The organism is Paenibacillus sp. 01T431 (genome assembly GCF_056398625.1).
Map to the genome: position 1 here is coordinate 182,678 of NZ_JBFTPT010000015.1, position 17,621 is coordinate 200,298.

Sequence of the window (17,621 nt, forward strand, 5' to 3'; positions counted from 1 at the left end):
AATACATAAATAGATTCAGAGAGGAGATCACACATGGCTGAGTATTTATCGCCAGGCGTCTATGTGGAGGAATTCGAGAGCGGCGCCAAACCACTGGAAGGTGTTAGTACGAGCACAGCGGGCTTTATTGGGCTTGCTGCTCGCGGACCAGTCGAGGGTTTACCGCAGCTTATTACAAGTCCAGCTGATTTTGGACGTGTATATGGTTCCTATTTATCTGAAAATGCTTTTGGCTCATACCGTTTTCTTGCGCATGCGGTTAATCAGTTTTTCACAAACGGAGGCTCCCGCTGCTTCATTTCCCGGGTAGCGCCGTCAGATGCCAAAACAGCCTCTAACGAAGCTCAGAAGGATGCGGTTCTCTCCATTACCGCCAAAAATCCAGGCGCTTGGGGCAATCAAATTCGTGCTGTTGTTGTTCCTGCAAGCAAAGCAAAAACACCGATCTTTGAAGCAAGCGAAGGCAATCGTTACCGCGTGAAAAACGCGGCTGGCTTTTATGCTGGGGATGTGGTCGTTTTTACAAATGGTACAGAGAAGCAATACAACCGCATCATTTCTGTTCATGATCAAGTGATTGAGCTTGCAGAAGCACTTAGCGGCGATGTAGTGGATACGGCTCTAGTTCCAACTAAAGTACTAAGCTCCTCGGAGTTTACAATTAACGTGCTTTACGGAACAGAGTCGGAAACCTACGAGAAAGCATCACTAAATCCAGAGGCTCCAAACTATGTGGAGAAGCTGGTATCCCGCTCGAATATCGTAAGCGTACAAGTACTAAAGGCATCGGAAGAGAGCATTGCTCCGCTGGAGCAAATTGCTGGTTCTGAGCTTGCCGTATTTGAAATTCTGCTTGCGGGCGGCAGTGATGGTTCTGCTGCGAGCTTGTCGGCTGCTGATTTTATCGGCGAAGACTTTGGTCCAGGCAGAAGAACAGGCATCCAGTCGTTTATCGACAACGATGTTGTCAGCATCATGGCGATTCCAGGTGTAACCGATCCTAACGTACAGCTGTCCCTGGTTGCTCATTGTGAAAGCTTGGGAAGCCGCTTTGCGATTCTTGATCTTCCTCGCGAAGTAACGAAGGTACAGGATGTGCTTGCTCATCGTGATTTGTTCGATTCAAGCTATTGCGCACTGTATAATCCATGGCTGCAAGTGTTTGACCCGCTCGACAAACGCAATATTTTCATCCCGCCGTCTGGTACAATCGCTGGGGTATATGCTCGTTCGGACACGACACGCGGCGTACAAAAGGCGCCTGCCAACGAAACGCTTCGCGGTGTAGTAGGCCTAGACGTTCAATATAACAATGGCGAGCAGGATATTCTTAACCCAGCAGGCGTCAACTTGATTCGTGCTTTTACAGGTCAAGGCATTCGTGTATGGGGCGCTCGTACATGTTCATCCAATACACTTTGGAAATATATCAACGTACGCCGCTTATTCATTTTCATCGAAGGTTCGATCATGAATGGATCAAGCTGGGTTGTATTTGAACCGAATACCGAGCAGCTATGGGCCAGGGTTCAGCGCACGATTGACGCATTCTTAACTCGTGTATGGCGTGACGGAGCATTGTCCGGTACAAGCCCGTCTGAAGCATTTTATATTGAAATTGGACGTTCAACGATGACACAGGATGACATCGACAATGGACGATTGATTTGTGTAATCGGCGTAGCGCCGGTGAAACCAGCTGAATTCGTCGTATTCCGCATCACGCAAAAAACAGGTTCGGAATAGTCATTAGCTTCCATATCGAATAACGGAAGGGGATCCACATGCCAGGAGATCGTATTGATCCATATCGCAATTTTAGATTTCGTGTAGAAGTAGAAGGTCTTGAGCAAGCAGGATTTAGCGAGGTTTCCGGTTTTGAGGCAACCTTTGATGTGGTCGAATACCGCGAGGGCAACGAGGTTATTACACCTCGCAAGCTTCCAGGCTTAATCAAGTACGGCAACATTTCGCTGAAATGGGGCACGACTGAATCGATGGAGCTGTATGATTGGCTTCAAGAATGCGCCGAAGGAACGATTGAGCGCAAAACGATTACGATCATCGCGCTTGACGAAGAAGGCGAAGACGTGGCTACTTGGCAGGTTATCGAAGCTTGGCCTGTTAAATATACTGCGCCTACCTTCAATGGTACCGGCAATGATATTGCGCTAGAGCTGATTGAATTCGCTCATGAGGGTTTAACGCGCACCGCATAGAAATGAGTAATTAAAGCTGGTTTATGGCGAACAAGGGAGGTCAGCAGGCGAGAAATCGTTTGCTCCTCTCTTGTTTTCCGCTTTTCTAGAAATTGATTCTATTTTACATATTGGAGTGATGACCGGATGGCGTTTCAAACGGAATATGAATTTGAATTGCCTCGCGGCTACGTGGATGATCAAGGCAATCTCCACCGGCGGGGTGTTATGCGGCTTGCTACGGCAGCTGATGAAATTTTACCGATGAAGGACCCGCGCGTACAATCCAACCCTAGTTATTTGACCGTTATTTTGATGGCTAGAGTGGTAACGAAGCTTGGGGACGTTAGGCATATTGATACGAAGCTGATCGAGAAGCTGTTTACGGCAGATCTTGCTTATTTGCAAAATCTATATCGTCAGATTAATGACTTAGAGGCGCCTAAGGTGCTTACGGCTTGTCCGAAATGTGACCACGAGTTCGAGGTGGCTGTCGATTTTTTGTCCTTAACGGAAGCTCTCTCTTAGGTTATCCGGTTGACCGGCTGTACGAGGAGGTAGGCTTCGTCGCGTATTATTTTCATTGGTCGCATGACGAAATTATGAGCATGGAGCATGCAGAACGCAGGCGCTGGTGCGACGAAATTTCCAAAATAAATCGCAAGATGAACGATGAATCAGATAGCGGTAAGAAAAACATTTTCGACGTTTTTGGAAAGAGGTGACGCGGCACTATGGCAGTCATGAAGGGGCAAGAGAAAGGTCGCTTTCACGATGTAGCTACAACATTCAAGTTTTGGGTGGAGCTCGATGACATTTTTGTTGCTGGGTTCTCTGAGGTTTCGGGACTTGAGGCAGAAACAGAAATTGAGGAATACCGTGAAGGCGGAGTGAATGGTTATGTTCATAAGCTGCCGATGGGCGTTCGGTTCCCAAACCTCGTGCTGCGCAAGGGAATGACCAAATCGCCTGCTCTTTGGAGCTGGTACGAAAGCACTATAGATGGAACGATTGACCGCAAAACGGGTGCGATTGTGCTGCAATCTGCTGACGGAACAGAATTTGGGCGCTGGAGCTTCTTTGATGCTTATCCGGTGAGATGGACCGGGCCGCATCTGAATGCGAGCACGAGTGACATTGCGGTTGAAACGATAGAAATTATTCATAGCGGTTTATATGGCGATTTTCAGAAGTAGGGTTGTTCATGTACATAAACTTAATGAATCATAAATTGCAAGTTGAACGGGAATAGGAGGATGCACCGGTATGAAACGAATTTTGGACCGTATGGGCAAAGCTGCGACAAAGCAATCAACGTCGGTTCAGCCGTTTGCCGGAGGCATCTTAAATAAATATAAGACAGGCACAGGACGCAAAACATTTGAGCGGGTTGCTATGTCGCATGTGATCAAAAATGAACCGACCATTACTCAGCAAACGCTGCATGTGCAAGTCGTAGCACCTAAAACACCAGCACCAAATAGCGGCAACAATAAAAAAACGCCGCCTAGTCCAGAGCGCAAGCCTGAGCGCATCATGATGCGCGAGCGAGTAACGGTAGAGCGTGAAACGATCGTATTCAGAGATGTGACACATATTATCAAAGAACTAAGAACGATAAGAGAAATAGCAATAGCACAGCCTGTTCAAGGGAAAGAAACGAATGATGGAGCACTCCACAAAACAGGCATTACGAAGCAGTTAGATGAGCTTGTTAACAGCAGTATAATTACGAACAGAGTCAAGCATGACCATTCCAAACGAATAATCCCGCATGTTTCGCAGCTGCCTACTCAACCATTGAAGGCAGAGCAGCAGGCGGATTACTATAAATGGCTGCAAGCCAAGCTTCAACCCGGTATTGTCATTCAATCGCTTCGCAAGCTGGATAACCTTAATAAGCCGCTGGCGAAGGATCGAGCTCAGCTTAAGTCTAACCTCAAGCAGGCTAACGATTCTGGCGCATCATTGAGCAAGGCGCCTTTGCAGCTTACGAATGCACGAAAAGCAGTCGTTTCACTGGAGCAGCGGGAAGCGGAAAAGCAGAGCGCGGCTGCGGGTAAGGTTATGAGCGAGGCAGGTAAGAGCGCCGCTGCGGGCAAGGTTCTAAGCGAGGCTGGGAAGAGAGCCGAAGCGGTGAAGCTGGAGCAGCGGGAGGCGGAGAAGAGAAGCGCCGCTGCAAGTAAGGTTCAAAGTGAGGCAGGTAAGAGAGCCGAAGCGGTGAAGCTGGAGCAGTGGGAGGCGGAAAAGCAGAGCGCCGCTGCGGGTAAGGTTATGAGCGAGGCAGGGAAGAGAGCCGAAGCGGTGAAGCTGGAGCAGCGGGAGGCGGGTAAGCAGAGCGCCGCTGCGGGTAAGGTTATGAGCGAGGCTGGGAAGAGAGCCGAAGCGGTGAAGTTGGAGCAGCGGGAGGCGGAGAAGAGAAGCGCCGCTGCGGGTAAGGTTATGAGCGAGGCTGGGAAGAGAGCCGAAGCGGAGAAGCTGGAGCAGCGGGAAGCGGAGAAGAGAAGCGCCGCTGCGAGTAAGGTTCTAAGCGAGGCTGGGAAGAGAGCCGAAGCGGTGAAGCTGGAGCAGCTAGAGACAGCGACACACACGTTTCGTACGCTCTCGAGTAGACAGGACGATGATGCGTTACCGCAAGAAAAGCGTGCAAAGGGTAAAAAACAGCTAGAGCTCAAGCATCGTAATCATCAAAAACATATCTCCGAGCAAACGGAGATGTCGCAAGAAGCAGCAGCGAACAGTAAGGAAGCGGTTGTACGATCAAATGTCCCTTCGAAAAAAACGAATGAACTGAATCGTTTGGCAATGCCAAACGCAGAATCAGAATCCGAATCAGAAGCAGAAGCTGCAATTCCTCATTCCAGTATCAAGGTAACCGCTAGCAAGATAACAGATGTTAATCGAAATAGGCTTCAGCTTCTAGTATTGCAGCGTAAGCCGCAGCTTTTGAACGAATTAATTGAACGAAGCAGCAAATCAGCGATTGCTGCCAAACGTCTCATTCATCGAGCGAATCGTTCACAGTCGGATCAGCCACGAGAGGTTGATAATGGTTCAACTGTAAATCTGAATAATAGCAGCATGATTAATCCAGTCGTGCCTTCCCATAAAAAAGAGATTAAAGCAAATCCAGCTGCTGTTTCATCGAATGTAAGCAGCCGGAAGCGAAATGAAACAAAACCTAGCAGTGCTGCTACTTCAATCCATAAAGCAAATACAGCACAAGCAGGGATATCAGCTGATGGAACTCAACGGTTTATACCGTCAAGGACATTATCAAATGCTCTAGCAGAAGCAGCAAGAATAAGGAATCGGAATATGGCTTCGAGGCCTGCCCAGATGGTTTTACGACGTTTTGAACAGAGACAGCCTGCGCAGAGCGCAGAGCCAGTGTTAAGGCAGGATGCAAGCAAGGCATCCGAAGCTACCGCCCTGAAGAAGCCGTCAACTCAGCTCAACTATAAGCATAAAGCTGCAACGGATCATAATCCGGAAGGGATTATACGTGCTCAAAGCCGCCGTGCTATTTTACATAAACGAACAATCGAACCAGAATCGCAAACCTTAACTCATGATGCGAATTTCATTCAAGGCGCTTCTGCTAGTGCCAGTCGAACAGAAGCGAGTGCGAGATCCGAGAATTTGTCTAAAATGGCAGAATTGAAGCCAAGCGAAGAGGCTGGTTTAAATACGGGCTTGGCACCTGTTACCGTTCGCGGACAATTAATTGCGAGAGCTGCGAATAATAAGAAGATGTTATTGAAAAACGGAGCATCACTGTCGCATAAGCGGCGAGTGACAGCGGCAAATCATGAAGTGAGCATCAGCGCTATACTTCAGAATGCAATACAAGGGAAAAGAAAAGGGACAACAATGCCCAGTCCATTTTCTCATGCCAATGCTGGAGCAAGAGTAGATTCAGCTTCTCCTTTAGTAGGAAGAACGGTTCATCGTTTTGCTGCTGAATGGCTCCCATCTGAAGCGATTAAAACCTCAGCATATGGGGTTGAAAACAATAATATTAGGCAAGCATCCACTTCATTAGTGCGGAGGCTAGCGGAGCAGACTTCTCCAAACACAAAGCCAAGCGCTAGCGCTGAAGCGAAACAAAAGACGGTCGAATCAAGACTAGTTCAACGGCAAGTCCGTAAAAATAACAGCACCTCGGTAAATAAAATAGAAAAAACATATGGCGCTGAATCATTAAATGATATGGCGAGTAAAGCATCGCAAACGTTGGCTAACCGCTTTGAAATGTCAGCCGAAGCAGCGGAATCAGCGAAAACTTCCGCATCCATGCGCGCGTATCCAACACTAAGCGTGCACAAGCAGACAGAATCAGGAGACATGAAGCTGGCAGCTCCTGCTCTCCCTATTGGCGAGAGAAATAACCGCAGCGCGCAAACCAATCCTGTGCATCGTCAAACGCGAATGTCATCTTTCTTGAATAGCGGATCCAGAGCAGGAGCGACTCCATTCCGAACGAGTCAAAGACACTCTGGCTTCGCCAATCTTGCTGCAAAAGCATCCAAAGAAAACAAGCCGATGCTTAGCGGACTAACATCGGTTGTAAAAGCCGGCATTGAGCCTAGTTCCGTTCAATCTAGCGGCGCAATAGGCGATCAAGTAAGGCTTAGTTATACAGCAGCTGCCCGTCATCGAAATACAGCTAGCCAAGCTGCACCTAGCGGAGTAGAAACGAACGCTGCTTCATTTGGGGAACGAGGCGAGATGCCCACACTTTCGCATCATAAACCAAGTGGGCCCGCTGCACAGGAGCCGCCGCGTCAGGTGAAGGTGGAAGCGCCTCGCGAGCTGGACCCTGTGCAGCTGCAGAAAATGATTATGAAAATACCGCAGCTCCATCCAGAAGCTATTGCGGATCAAGTATATAAGGCGTTGGAGCGAAAGATGAAGCTGGAGCAGCGAAGAAGAGGCTTCTAGAATGAACAGATTTGGAGGGGACATCGAATGGCATTAAGCAAAGCGCAGTTTTGGATCTTTCGAGCGAAAGAAACCGAGAAGGTAGATGTGCTTTTTAACCCGACTGATTATGAGATGGAATCCGGAAATCAATATGCGGAGAAGGAGATTGCGGGGCTGCAAACCCCGCTCTCCCAATTTACGAGCGGTGAGCGGACAACATTGAAGCTGAATTTGTTTTTTGATACGTATGAAGCGGGCATTGACGTTCGTACCTATACTTCCAAAATCGTGGGCATACTCGATGTTGACTCGGATTTGCATACGCCGCCGACCTGTAAATTCATTTGGGGCTCGCTTGATTTTAAAGGTGTTATTACAAGCATTACGCAGAAATACACGATGTTTCTGGAAACCGGCGTCCCTGTTAGGGCATCCTTAACGGTCGATATGCTGAGCTCGCAAACGATGAAGGAACAATACCAAGAAATTCCGCGTCAATCTGCCGACCGTACGAAGCAAAAGACGGTCAAGCAAGGGGATCAGCTGTGGTCAATAGCGGCTGAGGAATACGAGGACCCGGGAGCATGGCGCCATATCGCCGAAGCGAATGGGATTGATAACCCCCGTATGCTGTTATCCGGAAGAAGCTTGACGATTCCGAGATTGGAGTGAAAACGTGGCTGCAAACTCCTTTGAGGATTTGGAATCCAAATATGGTGATTTTAGCGCACCTGAGGTTGATATTTTAATAGAGGGTCAATTGATCAAGCTTTCGAACATGGCCGTAGAATGGGTTGATGTCGAGCAAACGACGGATGCACAGGCGGATATCGTCAGGTTTTCGATTTCTAATGGCTATATATGGAGCGAATCCCGTATGCAATGGGTAGGCACAACGATTGCGGTAGGCAAGAAGGTGCAAATCAAGCTTGGTTACGCAGATAAAAAATCGCTTGTATTTGATGGAATCATGACAGGCTATACCATTGATTATCCTTCAAACGGCAGCCCAAGCATTGTCGTAACGGCGATGGACCGCTCTTTTCTCATGATGAAGACGTCACACTCTAAGGTGTGGAACCAAATGAAGGACAGCGATGTCGTTCGGCAAATTGCCGGAAATTATGGTTTGTCTGTCGATTTGGACGATACGGGCGTCACCAAAAAAACGATTGAGCAAATCGGGGTGAGCGATTATCATTTTGTCCGCTCGCTTGCGATGGATAACGACAGGCATTTCTATGTAGAAGCATCCAAGCTTATTTTCAAAAAACCGAAAACATCAGGAGCGCCGCTTATTACGCTGAAATATGGGAAAAACCTCGTTCAGTTCACACTGACGGTGGATGCTTCCAGTCAGACTTCACAAGTCAAAGTTCGCGGCTATGACGTCGATAAGATGCAAGCGATAGAATCCGTAGCCAGCTCGGTTACGATTATTGGTACGAACACCAAAAGCGGCCCAAGTGTAGCAAGCATGCTCTCTAATCAAAAGATGGAGGTCGTATACACGCAGGCAGCATCGCAGGACGAAGCGCAATCGCTTGCGAAGGCGATGCTGGATCGTATTTCCCGCGAGCTCGTGAGCGGTCATGGAACTTCGATTGGTTTTCCAGAGCTGAAGCCAGGCGAATTAATCAAGATTGAGGGTCTCGGCAGCGACAAGCTGAATCAACTGCTGCGATTGACGAAGGTTACGCATCGACTCGACGCAACGGATGGCTACATGATTTATTTTGAGACGGAGGGGAATGCGATATGAGCACGATGTATCCTGGTTTTTTTGACCAGCATCAGCGCTCCATGCAATCCGAGCAGCTGTCCGGAGTGTGGAATGCAATCGTTACCGACAACAAAGACCCGGATAAGCTTGGCCGCGTAAAGGTGAAGTTTCCACTGCGCGAAGGCGAGCTCCAGACCGATTGGGTGCGCGTTGCGACTTTAATGGGCGGGAACGACATGGGCTCTCTTTTTTTGCCGGAGGTGAATGATGAGGTGCTTGTCGCCTTCTTAATGGGGCGGCTGGATCAGCCGATCGTCATTGGCTCTTTGTGGAGCAAGAAACAAAAGCCGCCTGCGCCGAACGACAAAAACGATATTCGCAAAATCAAGACGAAAACCGGGCATGAGATTACGTTTGATGATACGAGCAGCGCAGGCACGGTTACGATAAAAACGTCAAAAGGCCATCATATTACGTTTGCCGATAAGGATAAGACGGTTACGGTTGAAACGCAAGACAAGCAGCAATCGATCAAGCTGGATGAGATGGGAAAGAAGGTCACCATCAAATGCGGTTCAGCGTCTACGATTGAAATGAGCGCGCAAGGCGATGTAAAAGTGACGGGCTCAAAATCGGTTACCGTAAAAGGCGCTCAGGTGAAGGTGGAGGCGGATGCAGCGCTCACGCTTCAATCCAATGGCATGCTTGAGGTAAAGGCTAACGGCATTTTGTCGCTGAAGGGCGCGATGGTTAAGATCAATTGATGGCTGAGGGAGGCTGCAGCAGATGTCGGCATCGTTTTTGGGGAAAGGATGGAAATTTCCCGTTCAGGTAGACGCAACAACCGGCCGTATTCGCATGGCGGAAGGCGAGGATGACATTGAAGAGTCTATCCGAATTATTATTCGAACGTCGAAGGGCGAGCGATTAATGCGTCCTGATTTTGGCTGCGGCTTACGGGATTTTGTATTTGGCACAACGGATGAGACATCGCTTAGACTCATTGCCAGTGATGTGCAGGAAGCCATTCGAATTTGGGAGCCGAGAGTAAAGGACGTAGAGGTAGAGGTGAAGCCTGATCGGCAAAATAACGGCCGTGTGCTAATGAGCGTCTCCTATGCGGTAAGATCCACAAACAATCTTTTTAATCAGGTGTTTCCTTTCTATTTAGAGGAAGGAAGCAAATAACGGGAGCGAGCAACGTGATGAAGCACGGGGGAAGAAATGGCGGTGACAACCGTCCGCCAAAAATCAATCATAATAACTTATCCTCTTTTATGGCTCAGTTAAAGGAGATGGCACCTCATTATACGCCGGAGTGGCGATTCTCGCAGGAGGAGCCTGATGCGGGGACGGGACTTGCCTATTTGACCGCTGAGATGCTGGAGGATACGGTTAATCGGCTTAATCAGGCGCCGCTCAATCATTTCCTTGCTTTCCTCGATCTTATCGAGGTCAAGCTGCAGCCGCCTCGTCCAGCCCGGGCGACCGTTGTGTTTCAGCTGAGTGAAGGAACGGTCGACCCCGTTTATTTGCCAGCAGGCATTGCATTGACAGCCCCTCATCCTGACGGCGGCGAGCCGCTCGTATTTGAAACGGAGAAGGTGCTGCTCGCTACACCAGCGAAGCTGATGGAGTGGATTAGTGTAAATCCACAAAAGGATCATATTGCTACTGCAGCACTGGACTATGGAGAGCGATTGAAGAGCGGCCTAGCTGAGCCAATCAGCTTGTTCGATACCAGCTCTATGCCAAATGAGCAGGAGCATACGCTTTATATTCGGCATGACGATATCTTTCTAGTAGATCGGCCAAGCCGATTTTACATAAATGTTCACCACACCGAAAAACGTTACTCTGAGCCAGAGCTTGCGGCCTCGCTCGCATCAGAGTGGGTGGAATGGACGTATCCATGCAATGGGGAATGGGTGAAATTTGATTCCGCAACGGCTGCAGGCAGCATGGTCGTATTATATAAACAGCGAGCTGGAAAGCTGGAGCTCACTGAGCATGAAGGAATAACTGGCCGCTGGATCAGGTGTACCGTGAAACAGCTGCAAGGCGCTGCCTCTCCTCTGCTTAACAAGCATTTGGAGATGGATAAAATAAGGCTTCGTGCGGCACATGATGCGGCCGGCGACAATGTTGGCATTGAGCCAGGCGCATTATATTTTAATGATACGGAGCTCTTGAAGGATGGGTTTTACCCGTTTGGAGAACATTTTGTTCCTTATTCCGTTTTTTATTTATCGTGTGAAGAGGCGTTTAGCAAGCGTCAAAGCAAAATCAAGCTGACCTTCTCTGCGAGGGCGATACCGAGTAGGCTCAGAATGGCGCAGGATCCCGAAGTAAAGTGGAAAATGGTCATGCGGACTTCCGATTTTGATGAGAAGGATCCGCCGCGCGTATGCATCAGAAGTGTTCAATGGGAGTATTGGGATGGCAGCAATTGGGGCCGGCTGCCCGGCAGCGAGCAATTCGGAACATTGTTTGCCGAGCTGCCGGAGCAGAGTGAACGAAGCTTTACATTGACGTTCAACTGTCCTGACGATATGGCGGAAACGTTCGTAAATGGTACGTCTGATTATTGGATTCGGGCACGCGTGCTGCAGACTGATCCCATTATCGCGCCAGTCGTGGAATATATGTCACCTTGGCTCGCACAACCTGTACTGTCCTATGCCCATGCCTCGCAAAGCTTATTTAAGCCAGAGCATGTCTACACAAGAAGCAATATTGACAATCGTGATCGAACGCCTTCTGCACAACATGGCGGTCAGTCCTTTAAGCTGTTTGAGCAAATTCCAGCAAGTCATCCTGCGATGTATGCTTCCTTTAATGCAGCGCCGTTAAAAGGTCCCATTCGTCTGCATATTGAGCTGGAACGCAGGTTTACAGCCAGCAATCAACCGCCGTGGGTGGAGTGGGAAGCGCTTTGCTTGGAAGCAGGCCGCTACCTTTGGCAGCCGCTGAAGGTGGTGGACAACACTGAGGCATTTACGATAAGCGGAGAGCTGCAATTTGTAGGTCCATCTACGATGGCGCCGGCTCGCTTGTTTGGGCATGAGCGTTATTGGATACGCGCAGTCAATCGTGATGGCTCGCTCGGAGATTCCTTTCCGGGCAATCCTGTAGCCTCAAGCATGCATCTGAATGCTGTTTCGGTCAGGCAGCAGGTTAGTCAGGAGAAGGAGCTTACGATTCCTGCGGATGGCTTTGTACAGCTAGCACCTACGGCATTCATTGAAGAAGAGGTGTGGGTAGATGAGCTCGCACATTTCACGCCAATGGATCGTGTGAAATGGTCTGACTCCGAGCCTAAATATTATATGTTGCAAAGAGACGGTGACGGTAATGACCAACGCTTCTGGGTGAGATGGCAGCCGGTCGTTTCGCTTGCAGAGTCTGGCCCAATTGACCGTCATTATTCACCGGACCACGCAGGCGGAATGCTGCAATTCGGAGATGGCATCCGCGGGAAGCTTCCTTCCTCTGATACGGCGGAAACGGTGCGCGTTCGCTTTAAAACTACCGCGGGCGCAAACGGGCATGTCGATGCCGGGCAAATAACGGGGATGGTGCTTCCATTTGCATTCGTCAGCAGCATCAGCAATCCGGCTCCTTCAATTGGCGGCGGTGATGCGGAACGGGTAGAGCAAGTGCTCGTAAGGGGACCGCAGCGGCTTAAGCACCGCGGACGGGCAGTTACCGCAAGCGACGTAGAATGGATTGCTAGAGAGGCATATCCGCAGATTGCAAAGGTGAAATGCTTAAGCAATCGAAATGCAAGGCTGGAGCGCTCACCTGGCTCCATAGTTGTGGTTGCTTTCCCAGCGGGCGGCTTGGAAAGCGCTGCTCAGTTTCCAGAGCTGCGCAAAGCAGTGGAGCGTGAGCTCATGCTGACAGCATCCAGTCTGGTTTCCTTGGGCGGTGCCATACGGGTCATCGAGCCGGCCTATTTGGAAGTGTCCGTGCATGCAACGGTGGCATCCCAGTCCGTGGATGATCTGCTTCCGCTAGAGATGGCTTGTACAGCCAAGCTGAATGCGTTCTTACATTCGGTAACTGGAAATGTTGACGGCAATGGCTGGAATATTGGAGAAACGCTGCATGTGTCAGTGCTTCACTCCCTTTTGCATGCTGTCCACTCGCTTCTATATATCGAACGTCTTTATTTACATATTGTCAAAATAGAAAATGGAAATCGTACCGAATGGGATCCCGGTCGGATGAATGAGGTTATTCATGGCATCGTCGTTAATGGCAGTCATAGCATAACGGCTTTCCCTGGACCGAAATAAGAGCTCCGAATGAGGGTAGTTCGATCAAAAAAAGAAAAGGAAGGAGAGATCAAATGCTGCCGAGGCTGCCACTAGACGACCGCACGTATGCGGAAATCGTTCAACAAGCAAGAAGGCTCATCCCGAAGCGGGTTCCGGAATGGACGGATGAGAATGCGCATGACCCGGGCATTACGTTTATTGAGCTATTCGCTTGGCTGACAGAGATGCAGCGTTATTTCATTGGCCGAGTCCCGGACAAGAATAGGCGCAGGTTTCTTGATCTGCTTGGTATTCAGCCTGCAGACGCAAGTTCGGCGAGAGCTACCGTACAGTTCTCAAATATTAAAGCTCCAGTGACGCTGCCTCGCGGGACGAAGCTGATGGCTGAGGATCAGATGTTTGAGACGGAAGCCTCCATTTCCCTTGTGCCGCTTGCGCTGGATAGAATCGTTACGCGAACGGAACGGGAAGCCAATGACGTCACAGCTACAAATGATCATGCCAATGTTGCCTTTTATGCATTCGGGAAGGATGCAAGGACAGCCTCGAAGCTTTATCTTTCCTTCGATCGTGAGCTGAGCGCGCAGGAACAGGTCACGATAAACATCAATCTTTTGGAAGCGGATAAAGGCGTTGGCAATGACGAGCTGCAGCATCTGGTAATCAATCGCGAAGCCATTTCTCCATCTGCAAGGCTCTCGTGGAAAGCTTATTGCTGGGATGAAGCAGCAGGGACGGCAGGGTGGATGCCCGTTGAAGTGATAGAGGATGAGACGCTACATTTGACGCTTAGCGGTAAAATATCATTTTGCCTAAGAGCGCCGATGCGTACGGTAACTGTGCATCCTGCAAGCGAGCAGCCGCGATATTGGATATGTGCAACAGTTGAGGAGTCTGGTTTTGAAATGCCGCCTCGCATTCGTCAGCTTATGCTGCATACTGTCAAAGCTGAGCAGAAGGATACATTAAGCGAAGTGATTGATTTTACGGTATCGGGAGAGCCCCATGAAGAAATACATATTGCTACCTACTTAGCTGTTTTTGGACAAATACGAGTTCAAGTGCAGGATGCTGATGGCGCATGGCGATACTGGCAGGAAATTGCTTCCTTTGAGGAGCTGCCTCACTCTGATCGCCCGCCTGCGTTTTATACCGTTATAAGACATGCTTCGATGGACCATGTAACGGTACAGTTTAGCGATGGCTCTACCGGAGCTGTTCCGCCGCCTGGACAAACGGTTCGTATCATTGCTAGTGAACCTAGGTTTGATCTTTACCGATTCATTGGACGAAGCAATGGGCTGCCGAGCCAAAGCTTTGAGCTGTACAATCTATCCTGCAAGAAACGCGAGTCACTAAGGCTGCAAGTAGGTGAACAAGAGCCGGATGGCCATTTCAAATGGCAGGATTGGAAGCGTGTAGATGAGTTTGACCGCTCTAAGCCAGGTGATCGACATTATATTTATGATCCCGTCAAAAGACTCATTTACTTCGGCAATGGCGAAAAAGGAGCTATTCCGCCAGTCAGTATGGACACCAATATTGTTCTTACCGGTTGCGAATTAGGCGGTGGTGATCGTGGCAACGTTAAGCCTTATCTCATATCTGAGTGGGTGAACGAAGCACATAAAGCATTGCAAATCGAAGTGAATAATCCAAGTTTTGCAGCTGGAGGCTCGGAAGCGGAAACGCTGCAGGTAACGCTGCAGCGGGCGCAGTCAGAACTGAAGCATACATTCCGTGCCGTCACCAATGAGGATTACGAAACTTTGGCTTTAGCAACACCAGGCGCTGCCGTAGCTAGAGTGCATGCAATTCCTCTCTATAAGCCGGGACTTGATGATTATCCGAGAGAGAAGGCAAATGGTCAAGTTTCTGTTGTAGTCGTACCATACGGCTTAAGCGATACACCAACACCAAGCGCCGGTTTTCTGCAAACTGTAAAACGTCATTTGGATACAAGAAGATTAATAACGACAGAAGTACATGTCATTCCTCCCATTTATATTAAAGTAACCGTCAATGCCGTTGTTGTTGTCGAGCCTCAATTCGTAGATGAAGGACAACGTTTAGTAGAGCAATTGAAAAAGCTGCTAAGACCGCTTGATGGTGAGCATGGAACCAAGGGCTGGAAATTTGGCCGTTCTGTCTATAAGGGAGACATTTATAATGCGCTAAGCAAGGCGAGCGGCGTAGTATACGTGCAGGATTTGTGGATTGATGCGGAAGGTGCGCATGTTAGGAAAAGTGCAGGAGGAGACATCATTCTTCCGCCGCAGGGACTTGTTTTCTCGGGTCAGCATGAAATTGAACTTATTAGTCGCACCCATCTATAGCATCGTGGCAATTGGCTGCAAAGGAGGTACAGCATGAACGGAAAAGACCAGTTTTTCTCGATTAACCGTGAGCAGGATTGGCTGCGCGGCACCGGGTATAATCTTGATTTTCATTTAGCAGGCTTTGGCGTTCGCCGCGATAACAAATACGGAATAGCGGGAACGATTCAGCTGAGTGACCTCGCAGGTACAGCTGCCATTCAAGAGCTGGCTGTTTCCCAGCATGAGCATATGTTTTTGCTGGATGAGCGCGCGGATCTGTGGATTTACGACCGCCGTAATGCTGATCATAAGCGCTTGTTTACACAAGGGCATGGTCTGTTCAGCTCCCATGCTAGACTTGCTGCCTCCGGCGAGCTTTTAATTGCCGCCGATCGCACGGGTGAGAGGACAGTCGCTGCTTACCATACCGGCAATGGACAAACGCTTTGGTCGCGCGGAGGCAATGAAGCAGATGGAATTCTGCTGCATCCGCTTGCGATAGCAGCGGATAACCGGTATGTGTACGTGCTGACACCGCTTGAACTGGACACGGGAGGCGATGAGCCGGCATTAGCAGAAGGCGCTAAGCTGGGTATCATCCAGTTTACGTTAGGCGGCGCGATCGTCAGTGTATGGAGTGATCCAAGCTTTACACAGCATGTACGAGCGAAGCTGAGGCATTTGAACCGAACTTACTTTATGACCGTTGCGGCATCGGGTGAGCTTTATATATTTGATACGTTATACGCAAAGCTATTTTCATTCGGGCCTACCGGAACATTGAGTGCGAAACGTGAACTCCCTGCTCTTCCTTATGCAGGACTATGTGCTGACAGCAGCGGCATGATTTATATTGGCGACACGAGGCAAATGGATCAAGTGAGCGAGGATGACCGCTTTATCGTCCAGTTGAATGCTGCTGGCGAGACAGTTGGACGCATTACAGGTTTCCGTGGCAAAGCGGATCAGCTGTTGATTGATGAGAAGGATCGCATGTACATTTTGAACAGCGAAGACGGAACGATTACGATCTTGAACTTACAGCCGCAGACGCTGTTGATGGAGGAAACGGGTGTTCCTGAAGGGGTCTGGCTTTCACGGGCGTTCGATAGCGCAGAAGCCGAAACCGTCTGGCACAAGATGGCGCTTAACTCCTTTATTCCAGATGGCACACAGATTCATATCTCCTATTTCAGTCAAAATGACGATAGCTGCATTATCGCCGGAAGCTATCGAAAAGTAGACGATTGGCTAGCTGATGCGACGATTCCCTACCGCGAAAAGCTGAATGCACTAGCTGAATTTTGGTCAGCGCCGGTTATTAATCCGAGTGACGCATTGTTTTTTGGAGCAAAAGGACGTTACTTGTGGCTAAAAATCGAATGGATCGCTTCGGAGCGGTATACGCCACTATTGGAGTCCATGCGAATTTATTTTCCGAGAGACACTTATTTAAATTATTTGCCTGCTGTCTATCAAGAGGACCCGGCAAGCCGTGATTTTCTTGAGCGTTATTTATCATTATTCGGCACGTTGTTTTCCGAGATTGAGGAAGAAATTGAGGATTTATCGGAATACATCGATCCTGAACGGGCAACAGGCGAGCATTTACGCTGGCTGGCGACTTGGGTTGGCCTAGAAACGGATGATTATTGGACGGATGAGCAGGTGCAGGCGTTCATTCAGGCCGCACCAGAGCTTTATCGTTACCGTGGCACGCGTCAAGGCTTAATGAAAACGATCGAGATTTATACGGGTATTGCACCGCTCATCGTGGAATATTTTCAAACAAAGGCGATGCGCGACAACGGAGAGCTGCGGCATCTGACAGATCAGCTTTATAGCGGTGATCCGTATACGTTTACCGTGCTGCTGCGTCCGGAACAGGCGCCAACTGAGAAGCAGCGAGTCGTTATCGAACAGCTGCTGGATGAGCAAAAGCCAGCCTATACGGAAGCGAAGCTGGTGCTGCTGCAGCCTTGGATGTATTTGGATTTACATACGTACTTAGGCATAAATACGGTGCTGACTGAGCCTTCACTGCTCAAGCTGAACCCTGATCGTTCGATGCCAAATGATACGCTGATCGTTGACGTTGGCATGGAGAAGCGCATGGATATCCATACCCGTTTAGAAATGGATTCAGAGCTGGAATAGTATAATTACGCGAAGG

The 17,621-nt window shown here is 49.2% G+C and carries 13 protein-coding genes; all 13 read left to right on the top strand.

Translation table 11 applies throughout. The annotated features are described in order from the left end of the window. Positions 1 to 33: 33 nt before the first annotated feature. The 13 genes from AC1DM9_RS25795 to AC1DM9_RS25855 all read left to right on the top strand — a co-directional run bounded on the left by AC1DM9_RS25795 (position 34) and on the right by AC1DM9_RS25855 (position 17,605). Complete coding sequence (locus tag AC1DM9_RS25795) at positions 34 to 1,746, top strand: phage tail sheath family protein (RefSeq protein ID WP_430057590.1); 1,713 nt, start codon at positions 34 to 36, stop codon at positions 1,744 to 1,746. A 38-nt stretch (positions 1,747 to 1,784) separates the two neighbouring features. After that, positions 1,785 to 2,219 (top strand): phage tail protein, encoded by a 435-nt coding sequence (locus AC1DM9_RS25800; RefSeq protein WP_076267913.1) that lies wholly within the window; start codon positions 1,785 to 1,787, stop codon positions 2,217 to 2,219. 126 nt (positions 2,220 to 2,345) lie between these two features. Next, positions 2,346 to 2,726: a hypothetical protein gene (locus AC1DM9_RS25805; RefSeq protein WP_028611985.1), complete on the top strand. Its 381-nt coding sequence runs from the start codon at positions 2,346 to 2,348 to the stop codon at positions 2,724 to 2,726. 17 nt (positions 2,727 to 2,743) lie between these two features. Next, positions 2,744 to 2,923 (top strand): DUF6760 family protein, encoded by a 180-nt coding sequence (locus AC1DM9_RS25810; protein ID WP_076267912.1) that lies wholly within the window; start codon positions 2,744 to 2,746, stop codon positions 2,921 to 2,923. 9 nt (positions 2,924 to 2,932) lie between these two features. Further along, complete coding sequence (locus AC1DM9_RS25815) at positions 2,933 to 3,394, top strand: phage tail protein (RefSeq protein WP_256710880.1); 462 nt, start codon at positions 2,933 to 2,935, stop codon at positions 3,392 to 3,394. Between the two features lie 70 nt (positions 3,395 to 3,464). Further along, a complete protein-coding gene (locus AC1DM9_RS25820; protein WP_477582950.1) occupies positions 3,465 to 7,142 on the top strand; it encodes a hypothetical protein in 3,678 nt (1,225 codons plus the stop codon). 27 nt (positions 7,143 to 7,169) lie between these two features. Continuing rightward, entirely contained in the window at positions 7,170 to 7,796 is a 627-nt protein-coding gene (locus tag AC1DM9_RS25825; protein ID WP_076267910.1) for a CIS tube protein, read from the top strand. 4 nt (positions 7,797 to 7,800) lie between these two features. Then, positions 7,801 to 8,886: a phage late control D family protein gene (locus AC1DM9_RS25830; protein ID WP_477582952.1), complete on the top strand. Its 1,086-nt coding sequence runs from the start codon at positions 7,801 to 7,803 to the stop codon at positions 8,884 to 8,886. After that, positions 8,883 to 9,611: a phage baseplate assembly protein V gene (locus tag AC1DM9_RS25835; RefSeq protein WP_477509365.1), complete on the top strand. Its 729-nt coding sequence runs from the start codon at positions 8,883 to 8,885 to the stop codon at positions 9,609 to 9,611. Before AC1DM9_RS25830 ends, AC1DM9_RS25835 begins: the two co-directional genes overlap by 4 nt. A 22-nt stretch (positions 9,612 to 9,633) precedes the next feature. Continuing rightward, on the top strand, positions 9,634 to 10,035 hold the full coding sequence (locus tag AC1DM9_RS25840; protein ID WP_076267908.1) for a GPW/gp25 family protein: 402 nt from the start codon (positions 9,634 to 9,636) through the stop codon (positions 10,033 to 10,035). Positions 10,036 to 10,049: 14 nt separating this feature from the next. Then, on the top strand, positions 10,050 to 13,148 hold the full coding sequence (locus tag AC1DM9_RS25845; protein WP_477582955.1) for a baseplate J/gp47 family protein: 3,099 nt from the start codon (positions 10,050 to 10,052) through the stop codon (positions 13,146 to 13,148). 53 nt (positions 13,149 to 13,201) lie between these two features. Next, positions 13,202 to 15,466 (top strand): putative baseplate assembly protein, encoded by a 2,265-nt coding sequence (locus AC1DM9_RS25850; RefSeq protein ID WP_477582957.1) that lies wholly within the window; start codon positions 13,202 to 13,204, stop codon positions 15,464 to 15,466. A 33-nt stretch (positions 15,467 to 15,499) separates the two neighbouring features. Beyond that, positions 15,500 to 17,605, top strand: coding sequence for a phage tail protein (locus tag AC1DM9_RS25855; RefSeq protein WP_477582959.1), 2,106 nt, complete (start codon positions 15,500 to 15,502; stop codon positions 17,603 to 17,605). The last annotated feature ends 16 nt before the right edge of the window (positions 17,606 to 17,621 follow it).

Coding starts and splice junctions, on each gene's coding strand:
- AC1DM9_RS25795 (WP_430057590.1), top strand. CDS start 34: ATGGCTGAGTATTTATCGCCAGGCGTCTATGTGGAGGAATTCGAGAGC.
- AC1DM9_RS25825 (WP_076267910.1), top strand. CDS start 7,170: ATGGCATTAAGCAAAGCGCAGTTTTGGATCTTTCGAGCGAAAGAAACC.
- AC1DM9_RS25855 (WP_477582959.1), top strand. CDS start 15,500: ATGAACGGAAAAGACCAGTTTTTCTCGATTAACCGTGAGCAGGATTGG.
- AC1DM9_RS25815 (WP_256710880.1), top strand. CDS start 2,933: ATGGCAGTCATGAAGGGGCAAGAGAAAGGTCGCTTTCACGATGTAGCT.
- AC1DM9_RS25820 (WP_477582950.1), top strand. CDS start 3,465: ATGAAACGAATTTTGGACCGTATGGGCAAAGCTGCGACAAAGCAATCA.
- AC1DM9_RS25840 (WP_076267908.1), top strand. CDS start 9,634: ATGTCGGCATCGTTTTTGGGGAAAGGATGGAAATTTCCCGTTCAGGTA.
- AC1DM9_RS25805 (WP_028611985.1), top strand. CDS start 2,346: ATGGCGTTTCAAACGGAATATGAATTTGAATTGCCTCGCGGCTACGTG.
- AC1DM9_RS25850 (WP_477582957.1), top strand. CDS start 13,202: ATGCTGCCGAGGCTGCCACTAGACGACCGCACGTATGCGGAAATCGTT.
- AC1DM9_RS25835 (WP_477509365.1), top strand. CDS start 8,883: ATGAGCACGATGTATCCTGGTTTTTTTGACCAGCATCAGCGCTCCATG.
- AC1DM9_RS25800 (WP_076267913.1), top strand. CDS start 1,785: ATGCCAGGAGATCGTATTGATCCATATCGCAATTTTAGATTTCGTGTA.